We start from the raw sequence: 14,366 nt of genomic DNA on the forward strand, positions 1-14,366 counted from the left end.
GTGAGCACCGCGACCCGACTGACCGACGTCCAGCGCGGGTTGGAGACGCGGCTGGTGCCGCTGGCGTGGGCGAACCTGGTCGCCAACATCGTGATCGTGGTGACCGGCGGCGCCGTACGGCTGACCGCCTCCGGCCTGGGCTGCCCGACCTGGCCCAAGTGCACCGACGAGTCCTACACCGCGCACAGCGCACTCGGCATCCACGGCGTGATCGAGTTCGGCAACCGGCTGCTGACCTACGTGCTGCTCGTCATCGCGCTCGCGTGCGTGGTCGCGGCGTGGCGGCGGGCCGGCCGGGTGCGCGCGCTGGCCCTGGTCGTGCTCGGCGGCATTCCCGCCCAGGCGATCGTCGGCGGCATCACCGTGCTCACCGACCTCAACCCGTGGATCGTCGCCTTCCACCTGCTCGTCTCGATGGCGATGGTCGGCGTGTGCGTGTGGCTGGTCGACGACCTGACCGGCCCCACCCGGTCGATCGCCTCCGACGTCACCCGGCGGCTCGCGTGGGCGACGTTCGCCGCCGGCTGGGTCGTGCTCTGGCTCGGCACGGTGGTCACCGGCTCCGGGCCCCACTCCGGCGACCTGGACTCCCGTCGTACCGGACTCGACCCGGAGGTCGTCTCCCACGTCCACGGCGTCTCGGTCGGCGTCCTCGTCGTGCTGACTCTCTCCCTGCTGCTCGTCGCGCGCCGCCACGGCGACCGCTGGGTCGCCACGTTCGCGGGCGTGCTCCTCGGCGTCGAGCTCGCCCAGGGCCTGCTCGGCTACGTCCAGTTCTTCACCGACCTGCCCGAGATCCTCGTCGGGACGCACATGCTCGGCGCCGCCCTCGTCGCCGCCGGCCTCGCCCGCGTGGTCGTCACCACTCGCCCCCGGGCCTGAGCCGCCGGGGCTCCGGGGGCGCCTGTTCCGCTGAGCGGACCCTCTGGCGTTGCGGTTTGGTCCCAAACCGCAACAATTCGGGCTCTGGACATGCGGTTTGTGCCCAATCGCCAACTGGTCCGACCACCTCGACAACGGCAGCCGGCCCGGCGCCGACGAGGACCGGGCGCTCGTGGAGCAAGGCGCCCGCGATTGCGGTTTGGTCCCAAACCGCAACAATTCGGGCCCCGGGCATGCGGTCTGTGCCCAATCCCCGACTGGTCTGACCACTTCGCCGAGCCACACCCGCCGAGCGGGCGACCCCGGCCGATCAGTGCAGCAGCGGGTCGATGGCCACCGCGACGAACAGCAGCGACAGGTACAGGTTCGACGAGTGGAAGAGTCGCATCGGCTGGAGGATGCTCAGCTCGTCGGAGGTCCGGGCGCGGCGGTGGAGGCCGTGGGCCTGGGCGAGGAACACCGCACCCAGGACGGCGGCGGCGATGGGGTACACCGGGCCGGTGTCGGCGACCGGCCACAGGACCAGCGAGGTCGCGACCATCACCCACGAGTAGACGACGATCTGCAACGCGACGGTCCGGGCCGGCTTGACCACCGGCAGCATCGGGACGTCGACCTGGGCGTAGTCCTCGCGGTAGCGCAGCGCGAGCGCCCACGTGTGCGGGGGCGTCCAGAAGAACACCACGAGGAACAGCACCACGGGCACCCACGAGAGCTCGCCGGTCACGGCGGTCCAGCCGATCAGGGCCGGGAAGCAGCCGGCGATGCCGCCCCAGACGATGTTCTGGGTCGTACGACGCTTGAGGAGCATCGTGTAGACGAACACGTAGAACGCGTTGGCGCTGACCGACAGGATCGCCGAGAGCGGGTTGACCCACGCCCACAGGATCACGGTCGACAGCACGCCGAGGACCACACCGAAGACCAGCGCGGCGCCCGGCGACACGATGTGGCGCGGCAGCGCCCGGCGACGGGTACGACGCATCTGCTCGTCGATGTCGCGGTCGTAGACGCAGTTGAAGACCGACGCCGATCCCGCGGACAGGGTGCCGCCGATGACGGTGGCCACCACGAGCCCCAGGGCGGGCACGCCGCGCGCCGCGAAGAACATGACCGGCACGGTCGTCAGGAGCAGCAGCTCGATGACGCGCGGCTTGGTCAGGCCGACGTAGGCCATCACGACGTCGCGGAAGGTCGCCTTCTGCGGTCCCTCGTCACCGGACAGCAGCTCGGGGCTGGTCGGGTCGACGTAGGTCACGGCAATGTTCCTCGGGGCCTTGCAAGCAGAGACGGAAAGCGGTCCGAGTGTAGCCCGACCGGGTCCCGGGTCCGGCACCGAGCCGGTGTCGTGCTCGCCACGCCGCTCGGTAGGCTCGGAGCCATGATCCCGGAGCTCGAGTGGACCGACCTCGACCGCAAGGCTGTTGACACCGCCCGCGTCCTCGCGATGGACGCCGTGCAGAAGGTCGGAAACGGCCACCCGGGTACGGCGATGAGCCTGGCTCCCGCCGCCTACCTGCTGTTCCAGAAGGTCATGCGGCACGACCCCGCCGACCCCGCGTGGATCGCCCGGGACCGGTTCGTCCTGTCCTGCGGCCACTCCTCGATCACGCTCTACACCCAGCTCTTCCTCGGCGGCTTCGGCCTCGAGCTCGGCGACCTCGAGGCGCTGCGCACCTGGGGCAGCAAGACCCCCGGGCACCCGGAGTACGGCCACACCGCCGGCGTCGAGGTCACCACCGGTCCGCTCGGCCAGGGTGTCGCCAACGCGGTCGGCATGGCGATGGCGGCGCGCCGCGAGAAGGGCCTGCTCGACCCGAACGCCGGCGACGGCCCCTCGATCTTCGACCACCACGTCTACGTGCTCGCCTCCGACGGCGACCTCGAGGAGGGCGTGAGCAGCGAGGCGTCCTCGATCGCCGGCACCCAGGAGCTCGGGAACCTCACGGTCGTCTACGACGCCAACCGGATCTCGATCGAGGGTGACACCCACATCGCGTTCAACGAGGACGTCGCCAAGCGCTACGAGGCCTACGGCTGGCACGTCCAGACCGTCGACTGGACCGGCAACGACCACAACGACCTCGCCCACTACGAGGAGGACGTGCCGGCCCTGCACGCTGCGCTCAAGGCCGCCGACGAGGTCACCGACAAGCCGTCCCTGATCGTCCTCAAGACGGTCATCGCCTGGCCTGCCCCCAACGCTCAGAACACCGAGGCCGCGCACGGCTCCGCGCTCGGCGCCGACGAGGTGGCCGCGACCAAGCAGGTGCTGGGCTTCGACCCGGACAAGTCCTTCGAGGTGCCGGCCGACGTGCTGGCCCACACCCGAGGCCTGGTCGAGCGCGGCAAGGCGTGGCAGACCAAGTGGACGGCCGAGCGCGACGCGTGGGCCGAGGCGAACCCGGAGCAGGCCGCGCTGCTGCACCGGATGAAGGACCGCCGCCTGCCCGACGGCATCGAGGAGACCCTGCCGGTCTTCGAGGCCGACGCCAAGGGGGTCGCCACCCGCGCCGCGTCCGGGAAGGTCATCAACGCCATCGCCGGGGCCATGCCCGAGCTGTGGGGCGGCTCCGCCGACCTCGCCGGCTCCAACAACACGACCATCAAGGACGCGAGGTCCTTCCTCCCGCTCGACCGCGGCGTCGAGGAGTGGCCGGCCGACCCCTACCAGGGCCGCGTCCTGCACTTCGGCATCCGCGAGCACGCCATGGGCTCGATCATGAACGGCATCGCGGTCCACGGCGGCACCCGCGTCTTCGGCGGCACCTTCCTCACCTTCTCCGACTACATGCGGGGCGCGGTCCGCGTCGGCGCCCTGATGGGCGCGCCGGTCGTCCACGTGTGGACCCACGACTCCATCGGCCTGGGCGAGGACGGCCCGACGCACCAGCCGATCGAGCACCTCGCCGCCCTGCGCGCGATCCCCGGCCTCGACGTCGTCCGGCCCGCCGACGCCAACGAGACCGCCGCCGCCTGGTTGCAGGTCCTGCGCAACAACGACCGCCCGGCCGGCCTGATCCTCAGCCGCCAGAACGTGCCGACCTTCCCCCGCGGCACCGAGGGCTACGCGACCACCGACGACGTCGCCAAGGGCGGCTACGTGCTGCTCGAGGCCGAGGGCGGCCAGCCCGACGTCGTGCTGCTCGCGACCGGCTCCGAGGTGCAGTACGCCGTCGCGGCCCGTGCGCAGCTCTCCGCCGAGGGCATCAACGCCCGCGTGGTCTCGATGCCCTGCCTCGAGTGGTTCGACGCGCAGACCCAGGCCTACCGCGACAGCGTGATCCCGCCGACCGTCAAGGCGCGGGTCTCGGTCGAGGCCGGCATCAAGCAGGGTTGGCGCGAGTACGTCGGCGACAAGGGCCGCATCGTCAGCATCGAGCACTACGGTGCGAGTGCCGACGCAGCGACCCTGTTCCGCGAGTTCGGGTTCACCCCCGAGGCGGTCGTCCAGGCCGCTCGGGAGAGCATCGCGGCGGCTGCCCGGGACTGAACCGGGCACCACCCCCACAGAAGCCACCGCAGAAGGAGGAACCGATGACTGATCGACTGAAGGCCCTCGCTGACGCGGGGGTGTCCATCTGGCTCGACGACCTGTCCCGCGAGCGGATCGAGACCGGCAACCTCGCCGACCTCGTGCGCGAGCGCTCGGTCGTCGGCGTGACGACCAACCCGACCATCTTCGCCAGCGCCATCGCCAACGGTGAGCGGTACGACGCCCAGGTGCGTCAGCTGGTCGAGGGCGGCGTGGGCGTGGACGGCGTGATCTTCGCGCTCACCACCGACGACGTCCGCAACGCCTGCGACGTGCTCGCCCCCGTGGCGGCCGGCCACCCCGCCGACGGTCGCGTCTCCATCGAGGTGGAGCCCACCCTCGCCAACGACACGGACGCCACCATCGCGTCGGCGCGGCGGCTGTGGGCCTCGGTCGACCGGCCGAACGCGCTGATCAAGATCCCCGCCACCGTCGAGGGCCTGCCGGCGATCACGGCGACCATCGCGGCCGGGATCAGCGTCAACGTGACCCTCATCTTCTCCGTCGAGCGTTACCGCGCGGTCATGGACGCCTACCTCGCCGGCCTTGAGCAGGCGCAGGCCGCGGGCATCGACCTCGGCACGATCCAGTCGGTCGCCTCCTTCTTCGTCTCGCGCGTCGACACCGAGATCGACGCGCGCCTGGAGAAGATCGGCACCGACGAGGCGCTCGCCCTGCGCGGCCAGGCCGCCGTCGCCAACGCCCGGCTCGCCTACGCCGCATTCGAGGAGGTCATCGCCTCCCCGCGCTGGCAGGCGCTCGCCGCGGCCGGCGCCCACCCGCAGCGGCCGCTGTGGGCCTCGACCGGCGTGAAGAACCCGGCGTACTCCGACACCCTCTACGTCACCGACCTCGTGGTGGCCGACACGGTCAACACGATGCCGGAGAAGACGCTGCAGGCCTTCGCCGACCACGGCGAGGTCACCGGCGACCAGGTCACCGGCAGGGCGGCCGAGGCCCAGGGGGTCTTCGACAGCCTCGCCGCCGTCGGCGTCGACCTCGACGACGTGTTCCTGGTCCTCGAGACCGAGGGCGTCGACAAGTTCAAGGTCTCCTGGACCGAGCTGGTCGCCACCGTCGAGGCGCAGATGGCGGCGACGTCGGGCGAGGCCGGAGCCTGACCCCGGTGGGCGCGGCTCCCGTCGACCCGACCACGACCGAGGCCTGGCGCCGGCTCGCCGAGCTGGCCTCGGGCTTCGAGCCCGATCTGCGCCGGATGCTCGCCGACCCCGAGTGGGTCGCGCGGTCCACGGTGCAGGCCGGCGACCTGCGCGTCGACCTGTCCAAGAACCTGGTCACCCCGGAGATCTGGAAGGCGCTCCAGGCGCTGGCTGCCGAGATCGAGCTCGCCGCACAGCGCGACGCGATGTTCCGCGGCGAGCACATCAACGTCACCGAGGACCGCGCCGTGCTGCACACCGCCCTGCGGCGTGCGGCCGGCTCCGACCTGGAGGTCGGCGGCGCCGACGTCGTGGAGCAGGTCCAAGCCGTGCTGCGCCGGGTGTACGCCTTCGCCGACGACGTCCGCTCCGGCGCCTGGCGCGGCTTCACGGGCCAGCCGATCCGCACGGTGGTCAACATCGGCATCGGCGGCTCCGACCTCGGACCGGTGATGGCCTACGAGGCCCTCAAGCCGTACGTCCAAGCCGGCCTCGAGTGCCGTTTCATCAGCAACATCGACCCGACCGACGCGGCGCAGGAGCTGGCGGGCCTCGACCCGGCAACGACCCTGTTCATCGTGTCCAGCAAGACCTTCGGGACCCTGGAGACGCTCACGAACGCCCGTCTGTGCCGGGCCTGGCTGCTCGAGGGCCTGGGCGCCGGCGACGAGGCGGTGTCGCGCCACTTCGTCGCCGTCTCCACGGCGCTCGACAAGGTCGCGGCCTTCGGCATCGACCCGGCCAACGCGTTCGGGTTCTGGGACTGGGTCGGCGGGCGCTACTCCGTCGACTCCGCCATCGGCACGTCGCTCGCCGTCGCGATCGGGCCGGAGCGGTTCGAGGATTTCCTCGGCGGCTTCCGGGCCATCGACAACCACTTCGTGTCCGCGCCGATCGAGCAGAACGTGCCGGTCCTGATGGGCCTGCTGAACGTCTGGTACACCAACTTCCTCGGCGCCCAGTCGCACGCGGTGCTGCCCTACTCGCAGCTGCTGCACCGGTTCCCGGCGTACCTCCAGCAGCTCACCATGGAGTCCAACGGCAAGAGCGTGCGCTGGGACGGCTCCCCCGTCACCACCGACACCGGCGAGGTGTTCTGGGGCGAGCCCGGCACCAACGGACAGCACGCGTTCTACCAGCTCATCCACCAGGGCACGCGGCTGATCCCCGCTGACTTCATCGGGTTCGCCTCGCCGGCGTACCCGCTCACCGACGGCGAGACCGACGTGCACGAGCTGCTGCTCGCCAACTTCCTGGCCCAGACGAAGGCGCTGGCGTTCGGCAAGACGGCTGACGAGGTCCGCGCGGAGGGGACGCCCGAGGGGATCGTGCCGGCCCGGGTGTTCTCCGGCAACCGGCCGACGACCTCGATCATGGCGCCCTCACTGACCCCCTCCGTGCTCGGCCAGCTGATCGCGCTCTACGAGCACATCACCTTCACCCAGGGCGCCGTGTGGGGCATCGACAGCTTCGACCAGTGGGGTGTCGAGCTCGGCAAGCAGCTCGCGCTCCAGATCGCGCCGGGCCTCGCGGGCGACGCCGCCGTGCTGGCCGAGCAGGACGCGTCCACCCGCGCGATGATCGACTACTACCGGGAGCAGCGCACACGATGACCGAGACCCCGCCGCCCCTCGTCGAGGTCCACCCCGACGCCGAGACGCTCGCGACCGCTGTCGCCGGCGAGCTCCTCAACCGGGTCGCCGACGCGCAGGCGGCCGGCCACGTCCCGAACGTCGGGCTCACCGGCGGCACCATCGCCGACGCCGTGCACCGCGAGATCGCCCGTCTCGCCCCGGCCTCCGGAGTCGACTGGGGCGCCGTGGTGCTCTGGTTCGGTGACGAGCGCTTCGTCCCGGCCGACTCCGCCGACCGCAACGTCAACCAAGCCCGGGCCGCCTTCCTCGACGAGGTCGGCGCCCACCGGGTGCACACCGCGCCGGCGTCCTCGGAGGTCGGCTCGGTCGAGGAGTCCGCGACGGCGTACGCCGACACCTTCCGCGCCCAGGGCATCGGCGACTTCGACGTGCTGATGCTCGGCGTCGGCCCGGACGGCCACGTCGCCTCGCTGTTCCCGGGCCATCCCGCCCTCGAGACGACCTCCGCGATCACCGTCGGCGTGCACGACTCCCCCAAGCCGCCGCCCGAGCGGGTCAGCCTCACCTTCGAGGCCCTCAACCGGTCGCAGTCGGTGTGGTTCCTGGCGAGCGGCGAGGCCAAGGCCGACGCCGTGCGCCGGGCGCTCGCCGAGGAGGGCTCGGTCGCCGAGACGCCCGCCCGGGGCGTCACCGGCGCGGCCGAGACGATCTGGTTCCTGGACCGCGACGCCGCCGGCCAGCTCTAGCCGGCCTGCCCTAACCCGGCAGCATCCCGGAGGTCGCCCGGCGCACGGCCCGGACGTGGTCCCGCGCGCGCCGCGATGCCAGCCTCGGGTCCCCCGCCGCGACGGCGTCCACGATCTCCTCGTGGTGGCCCTCCATGTCCACCCCCGTGCGCCCGCCGGTGATCCAGAACAGGCGGCGCACGTGGTGCTGCAGCGGCTCCATCAGCCGGGCCAGCACCTCGTGGTGCGCGGCGTCGATGAGCGCCTGGTGGAAGCCGGCGTCGATCCGGCGGTGCTCGCTCGCCTCGGACGGCACGTCGGTGACCAGGAACGAGCGCAGCAGCGCGAGGTCGGCGTCCGTGCGCCGCTCGGCCGCGAACGCGGCCAGGCGGGACTCGAGAACCTCGCGCGCGTCGAACACCTCCTGGACCGCGGCGTCGTCGACCTCCGTCGCGAACGCTCCCCGGCGCGGCTCGACGCGGACCAGGCCCTCGACGGCGAGCCGCAGGATCGCCTCGCGCACGGGCACCCTGGAGACGTTGAGCTCGGCCGAGAGGTTGCGCTCGTGCAGCCGGGCCCCGGGCCCGACCTCGCCCGTGACGATGAGCTCACGCACGGCGGCGGTCACCTCGTCGCTCAGCGAGCGGTGCGCACCCCCGATGTCGGCCAGCGTGCTCATCCCACCTCCGGTCCCGTCCGGACGGTCGACGCCGTCAGTGCGACCTCGCTCGCCCGAACCCCTTTACAACGACGCATCCTAGACCTATGGTCGCTGGTATACCAGAGTTGGTATACCAAATACCCAGGAGCGTCACAGATGTCCAAGAAACTCGCAGGGGTGCTCCCCCTGGTCCCGGTGGTCGTGCTGATCGCCGGCGTGCCCGCCTTCGCGGGCGACCACCGGATCGGTCCGCTGCCCGCGATCGGGACGTGGTTCCTGTTCTGGGTGCTCGTCGGCCCGCTGTTCGTGCTGGCCGCCGACCTGATCAACCGGCGCCACGAGGGAGGCGACCTCTGATGGCCGCCGCGATCATCGTCATCACCCTCGCTGCCGCCGCGCTGATCGGCATCATGTCGCGACGACGCGCCGTGAGCGGCGACCTCGCGAGCTGGAGCATCGGCGGCCGCTCCTTCGGCACCGTGCTGTTCTGGGTCCTCGCTGCCGGCGAGATCTACTCGACCGCCACCTTCCTCGGCGCGTCGGGTGGCGCGTACAGCCTCGGCGCCGCGGCGATGTGGACCACGGCGTACGGCACCATCGCGATGTGCCTCGGGTACCTGTACCTGCCCCGGCTGTGGCGCTACGCCAACGACCACGGGCTGATGACCCAGGCCGACTACTTCGCCCACCGCTTCAACAGCCGGTGGATCGGTGCCCTGTTCGGCGTCGTCGGCGTGGCCTTCATGATCCCCTACATCGAGATCCAGCTCCTCGGCTTCGGGCAGATCCTCGAGGTCACCACGAAGGGCGCCCTCCCCCGCGAGGCCAGCATGCTGGTCGCCTTCGCGGTGGTCGCCGTGTTCGTCTACCTCTCCGGCATGCACGCGACGGCCCTGGTCTCGATCCTCAAGGACATCTTGATGGTCGCCGCCATCGTCATCGTCGGCGTCTGGATCCCGCTGCACTACTTCGGCTCCTACGCGAGCGTGGTCGACAAGGTCCAGGACCAGCACCCCGGGCTGCTCGCGCTCAACGGGCTGACCGAGCAGCACACCTCGCTGTGGATGATGACCACCCTGATCGGGTCGGGACTCGCCTTCTTCATGTTCCCGCACTCGACCGCAGCGATCTTCTCGGCGAAGTCCGAGCACACGGTACGGCGCAACATGGTCTTCCTGCCGTTCTACAGCGTGCTGCTGTTCCTGCCCGTCCTCGTCGGCCTCACCGCGCTGCTGGTCATCCCCGGCATCCAGGGCCCGGCCAGCAACGGCGTGCTGCTGAACCTGACCGTCGAGACCCTGCCGCCGTGGCTGGTCGGCGTCGTCGGCGCCGGTGGTGCCCTCGCTGCGATCGTTCCGGTCAGCCTGCTGGTGCTCCAGTCGGCGACCCAGCTGTCGAAGAACGTCTTCCGGGACGCCTTCGCCCCGAACGCCTCCGACGGCAGCGTCCTGCGGATGTCGCGGATCATGGTGCTGGTCGTGATGGGCGTGAGCCTGACCATCGCGCTCACCGCGCCGACGCTGCTCGTCAACCTGCTCCAGATCGGCCAGGTCGGCGTCTCGCAGTTCGTGCCGGCGGTCCTTCTCGGCCTGTTCTGGAAGCGTCTCAGCACCGCCGCGACCATGGCGGGTGCAGCCGTCGGGCTCGGCCTGGTCGCCTGGTCGGTGCTGACCAGCACGCCGATCGTGCTCGGCTGCAACATCGGCTTCGTCGCCCTCGCGGTCAACCTGACCGTCACCGTCGTCGGCTCGCTGGTGGTCGCCAGCGACGTCGCGGAGGAGAAGACGCCGGAAGGAGTCGCGGCGTGAGCCTGCGCCTGGAGAACCTGACCCTCGAGGGCCACGACGCGCCCGTCACCCTCACCATCGAGGACCAGCGGATCGCAGCCGTCGTACCCACAGCCGATACGCCCCAGGCGGGCGCCCCCGGCGGTGGCGTCGAGACCATCGACGCCACTGGGCTGCTCGCCCTCCCGGGCCTGGTCGACGCGCACGCGCACATCGACAAGACGCTCTACTCCGGCCCGTGGGTGCCTGTGCCCGAGCTCGGCTCGGTGCACGAGCGCATCGCCCACGAGCGTGCGGTGCGCGACCGGTACGGCCTGCCGCGCGGCGACTACGTCTCGGCGCTGGTCGAGACCATGGTCGGCGCGGGCACGACGCACATCCGCACCCACTCCGACGTCGATCCCGGCGTCGGCACCCGTGGGGTCGAGGTCGTCGCCGACGTCGCGAACAGGTACGCCGACAGCGTCACCATCGAGCAGGTCGCCTTCCCCCAGGGCGGCCTGATCTCGAACCCGGGAACGCTGGCGCTGCTCGAGGACGCGGTCGCCGCCGGCGCGAGCACGATCGGCGGCATCGACCCGGCCGGGTTCGACGGTGCTCCCCTCGAGCACCTCGACGCGATCTTCGACCTCGCCGCCCGGACGGCGTGCGGGATCGACATCCACCTCCACGACTCCGGGGCCCTCGGCGCCTGGGAGATGGCACAGATCGTGGACCGGACGACGGCGTACGGCCTGGCCGGCAAGGTCGCGATCAGCCACGCGTTCGGCCTCGCCCACGAGCCGACCCAGGACGCCCTCATCGAGCGGTTCGCCGAGGCGGGCGTCGCGATCGTCTCGGCGGCCGTGTACGACGTACCGGTCCCCTCGCTCGCCAAGCTCGCGGCCGCCGGCGTGACCTTCGCGTCCGGCAGCGACGGGATCAACGACCTGTGGGGCCCCTACGGCGACGGCGACATGCTCCGGCGGGCGATGCTCGTCGGCTATCGCAACTCGGTGCGCACCGAAGCCGGCCTCCAGCAGGCACTGGCGACGGCGACCACCGGTGCCGCGAGGATGCTCGGCCTGGAGGACTACGGGCTGGGCGTGGGCGACCTGGCCGACCTCGTCCTGGTCCGGGCCCGCTGCACGGCCGAGGCGGTCGCGCGGGTGCCGGTGCGCGAGGTCGTGATCAAGGCCGGTTCGGTCGTGGCCCGCGACGGGCGCTACCTGTCCTGATCCCCCCAGTCCGCCACGACGTCAACGGCCCCGGTGCCCGGCTCTCCCGCAGGAGGCCGGCGCCGGGGCCGTTGGCGTGAAGCGTCAGAAGATGATCTCGCCGGACTTGCGGCGCGAGCGGAGCAGCTGGATGGCCTCGTCGAGGATGACCTCGGCCTCCTTGTCGGAGCGACGCTCCTTCACGTAGGCCAGGTGCGTCTTGTACGGCTCGATCTTCGGCGCCGGCGGAGCGTTCTCCGAGTCGAGGCCCGCGGGAAGCCCGCACTTCGGGCAGTCCCAGGAGTCCGGGACGGACGCCTCGACGGAGAAGGTGATCACCGAACGGTGGTCGTTCGCACAGAAGTACGTGACCGCCTGACGAGGCGCGGCCTCGCCGCGCTCGGCCTCGCCCATCGGACCCGCACCGACGCGACTACCGCGGATCGCGTTCCCACCACCAGCCAACGGATTCTCTCCTCAAGCCCTCGGACGACCCGGCGCTGTCCGGGTCGGTTGCACGACGTGTGTGTGAAGTCAGTTCTGATAGGCGAGCAGGAGGCCCAGCGCGATGACGCAGGCGAACCAGATGACGCCGATCCCGATCGTGAACCGATCGAGGTTGCGCTCGGCGACCGACGACCCGCCGAGCGAGCTCGACACGCCGCCACCGAACATGTCCGAGAGGCCGCCGCCCCGACCCTTGTGCAGCAGCACGAGCAGGATGAGGATCAGGCTCGTGATCACGAGCAGCACAGTCAGAAGCGTCGACACGCGAGGAATCCTACGTCAGGCCTGGTGCTAGGACAGCACCGGCATGTCGTAGAACCGGCAGATTCCCCCGAACTCGTCGGCCTCCAGGCTCGCACCACCCACGAGGGCGCCGTCGACGTCGGCCTTGGCCATGATGCCCGCCACGTTCGCGGCCTTCACCGAGCCGCCGTAGAGGATCCGGACCGCGTCCGCGGCCTCGTCGCCGTGGCTCTTGCGGACCTGCTCGCGGATGGCGGCGCAGACCTCCTGCGCGTCGTCGGGGGTGGCGACCTCGCCGGTGCCGATCGCCCAGACCGGCTCGTAGGCGATCACCAGCCCGGCGACCTGCTTCTTGGTCAGCCCGTCGAGGGAGCCCTCGACCTGGGCGTTGGTGTAGGCGACGTGCTCGCCGGCCTGGCGGACCTCGAGGCCCTCGCCGACGCACACGATGGGGGTGATCTTCTCGGCCAGCGCGGCCTTGGCCTTGGCGTTGACGACCGCGTCCGTCTCGCCGTGGTACTGCCGTCGCTCGGAGTGCCCGACCACGACGTAGGAGCAGCCCAGCTTGGCGAGCATCGCCGCGGAGATCTCGCCGGTGTAGGCGCCGCCGGCGTGCTGGGAGACGTCCTGCGCGCCGTAGCGGATCGAGAGGCGGTCCCCGTCGACGAGGGTCTGCACCGAGCGGATGTCGGTGAACGGCGGGATCACCGCGACCTCGACCTTGCCGTAGTCGTGCCGCTTGTCGGACAGCGTCCAGGCGAGCTTCTGCACGAGGACGACGGCCTCGGCGTGGTTGAGGTTCATCTTCCAGTTGCCCGCCATCAGCGGGGTGCGTGCGGCGGCCATGTCAGCTCTCCTCCAGGACGGTGATGCCGGGCAGCTGCTTGCCCTCGAGGTACTCGAGGCTCGCACCGCCTCCGGTCGAGATGTGGCCGAAGGCGGCCTCGTCGAACCCGAGGGTGCGCACGGCGGCCGCGGAGTCGCCGCCGCCGACCACCGACAGGCCGTCGACCTTGGTCAGCGCCTCGGCGACGGCACGGGTGCCCTCGGCGAAGGCGGGCTGCTCGAAGACGCCCATCGGGCCGTTCCAGAAGACCGTGCGGGCGTCGGCGAGCGCGGCCGCGAAGGCCTTCCCGGACTCGGGCCCGATGTCGAGCCCGAGGCTCTCGGCCGGGATGGCGTCGGCCGCCACGACCCGGGCGGACGCCTCGTCGCCGAAGCTGTCGGCCACCACGATGTCGGTGGGCAGCACGATCTCGACGCCGAGCTCCCTCGCCCGGGCCTGGTAGGCACGCACCGTGTCGAGCTGGTCCTCCTCGAGCAGGCTCTTGCCGACCTCGTGGCCGTCGGCCTTGAGGAACGTGAAGACCATGCCGCCACCGATGAGCAGCTTGTCGGCCTTGCCGAGCAGGTTGTCGATCACGCCGAGCTTGTCGGAGACCTTCGAGCCGCCGAGCACGACGACGTAGGGGCGCTCCGGGTCGACGGTCAGGCGGCGCAGCACCTCGACCTCGGCGGCGACCAGGCCGCCCATGGCGTGCGGGAGACGCTGCGCGACGTCGTACACGCTGGCCTGCTTGCGGTGCACGACGCCGAAGCCGTCGGACACGAAGGCGTCCGCGAGGCCCGCGAGCTGGTCGGCGAAGGCGCCGCGCTCCGCGTCGTCCTTGCTGGTCTCCCCGGCGTTGAACCGGACGTTCTCGAGCAGCGCGACCTGGCCGTCGGCGAGACCCGCCACGGTCTCCTGGGCGGACGCACCGACCGTGTCGGTGGCGAAGGCGACGGGCGCACCGAGCAGCTCGCCGAGGCGAGCGGCGACGGGCGCGAGCGAGTACGCCGGGTCCGGCTCGCCCTTGGGCCGACCGAGGTGCGCGGTGACGACCACCCGGGCGCCCGCGTCGGCGAGCGTCTTGATGGTCGGAACGCTCGCGCGGATCCGGCCGTCGTCGGTGATCCGGCTGCCGTCGAGCGGCACGTTCAGGTCGGAACGGACGAGGACGCGCTTGCCGCGGACGCTCTGCAAGAACTCGGGGGCGAGGCCGTTGAAGTCAGTCACAAGCGTCAGAGCCTAGGCC

The 14,366-nt window shown here is 71.4% G+C and carries 14 protein-coding genes; 8 read left to right on the forward strand and 6 right to left on the reverse strand.

Features of this window, described 5'->3' with window-relative positions; translation table 11 throughout:
* Positions 1-882 (forward strand): COX15/CtaA family protein, encoded by an 882-nt coding sequence (locus tag BJ958_RS07350; RefSeq protein ID WP_343052599.1) that lies wholly within the window; start codon positions 1-3, stop codon positions 880-882.
* 310 nt (positions 883-1,192) lie between these two features.
* On the opposite strand, the gene BJ958_RS07355 is transcribed toward BJ958_RS07350, so the two are convergent.
* Positions 1,193-2,110, reverse strand: a complete 918-nt coding sequence (locus BJ958_RS07355; protein ID WP_218866174.1) for a heme o synthase — start codon at positions 2,108-2,110, stop codon at positions 1,193-1,195.
* 153 nt (positions 2,111-2,263) lie between these two features.
* Between BJ958_RS07355 and tkt the strand changes: the two genes are divergently transcribed.
* Genes tkt through pgl form a run of 4 tightly spaced genes read left to right on the forward strand, consistent with a single transcriptional unit; the run spans position 2,264 to position 7,918 of the window.
* Complete coding sequence (gene tkt / locus BJ958_RS07360; RefSeq protein ID WP_179726244.1) at positions 2,264-4,375, forward strand: transketolase; 2,112 nt, start codon at positions 2,264-2,266, stop codon at positions 4,373-4,375.
* A gap of 44 nt (positions 4,376-4,419) precedes the next feature.
* On the forward strand, positions 4,420-5,538 hold the full coding sequence (gene tal, locus BJ958_RS07365) for a transaldolase (protein ID WP_179726245.1): 1,119 nt from the start codon (positions 4,420-4,422) through the stop codon (positions 5,536-5,538).
* A 5-nt stretch (positions 5,539-5,543) separates the two neighbouring features.
* The gene (gene pgi, locus BJ958_RS07370) at positions 5,544-7,190 is read left to right on the forward strand and encodes a glucose-6-phosphate isomerase (protein ID WP_179726246.1); all 1,647 of its coding nucleotides are present in this window, start codon (positions 5,544-5,546) and stop codon (positions 7,188-7,190) included.
* A complete protein-coding gene (pgl, locus tag BJ958_RS07375; RefSeq protein WP_179726247.1) occupies positions 7,187-7,918 on the forward strand; it encodes a 6-phosphogluconolactonase in 732 nt (243 codons plus the stop codon). The genes pgi and pgl overlap by 4 nt, the downstream gene beginning before the upstream one ends.
* Before the next feature lie 10 nt (positions 7,919-7,928).
* Here pgl and BJ958_RS07380 read toward each other — a convergent pair whose 3' ends face one another.
* The gene (locus tag BJ958_RS07380) at positions 7,929-8,576 is read right to left on the reverse strand and encodes a GntR family transcriptional regulator (protein ID WP_179726248.1); all 648 of its coding nucleotides are present in this window, start codon (positions 8,574-8,576) and stop codon (positions 7,929-7,931) included.
* Positions 8,577-8,714: 138 nt separating this feature from the next.
* Between BJ958_RS07380 and BJ958_RS07385 the strand changes: the two genes are divergently transcribed.
* Genes BJ958_RS07385 through BJ958_RS07395 form a run of 3 tightly spaced genes read left to right on the forward strand, consistent with a single transcriptional unit; the run spans position 8,715 to position 11,562 of the window.
* Positions 8,715-8,915: a hypothetical protein gene (locus tag BJ958_RS07385; protein ID WP_179726249.1), complete on the forward strand. Its 201-nt coding sequence runs from the start codon at positions 8,715-8,717 to the stop codon at positions 8,913-8,915.
* Positions 8,915-10,366: a sodium:solute symporter family protein gene (locus BJ958_RS07390; protein ID WP_179726250.1), complete on the forward strand. Its 1,452-nt coding sequence runs from the start codon at positions 8,915-8,917 to the stop codon at positions 10,364-10,366. Before BJ958_RS07385 ends, BJ958_RS07390 begins: the two co-directional genes overlap by 1 nt.
* Positions 10,363-11,562 carry an amidohydrolase gene (locus BJ958_RS07395; protein ID WP_179726251.1) on the forward strand — a complete coding sequence of 400 codons (1,200 nt, stop codon included), beginning with the start codon at positions 10,363-10,365 and terminating at the stop codon, positions 11,560-11,562. The genes BJ958_RS07390 and BJ958_RS07395 overlap by 4 nt, the downstream gene beginning before the upstream one ends.
* A gap of 84 nt (positions 11,563-11,646) precedes the next feature.
* Here BJ958_RS07395 and BJ958_RS07400 read toward each other — a convergent pair whose 3' ends face one another.
* From BJ958_RS07400 to BJ958_RS07415, 4 genes are all read right to left on the reverse strand, one after another.
* Positions 11,647-12,006: an RNA polymerase-binding protein RbpA gene (locus BJ958_RS07400; protein WP_141007576.1), complete on the reverse strand. Its 360-nt coding sequence runs from the start codon at positions 12,004-12,006 to the stop codon at positions 11,647-11,649.
* A gap of 69 nt (positions 12,007-12,075) precedes the next feature.
* Complete coding sequence (gene secG / locus BJ958_RS07405) at positions 12,076-12,312, reverse strand: preprotein translocase subunit SecG (RefSeq protein WP_179726252.1); 237 nt, start codon at positions 12,310-12,312, stop codon at positions 12,076-12,078.
* Between the two features lie 27 nt (positions 12,313-12,339).
* Entirely contained in the window at positions 12,340-13,137 is a 798-nt protein-coding gene (tpiA, locus tag BJ958_RS07410) for a triose-phosphate isomerase (RefSeq protein WP_179726253.1), read from the reverse strand.
* Between the two features lies 1 nt (position 13,138).
* Complete coding sequence (locus BJ958_RS07415; RefSeq protein WP_343052600.1) at positions 13,139-14,347, reverse strand: phosphoglycerate kinase; 1,209 nt, start codon at positions 14,345-14,347, stop codon at positions 13,139-13,141.
* Between the last annotated feature and the right edge of the window lie 19 nt (positions 14,348-14,366).

The organism is Nocardioides kongjuensis (genome assembly GCF_013409625.1).
Taxonomy (GTDB): domain Bacteria; phylum Actinomycetota; class Actinomycetes; order Propionibacteriales; family Nocardioidaceae; genus Nocardioides; species Nocardioides kongjuensis.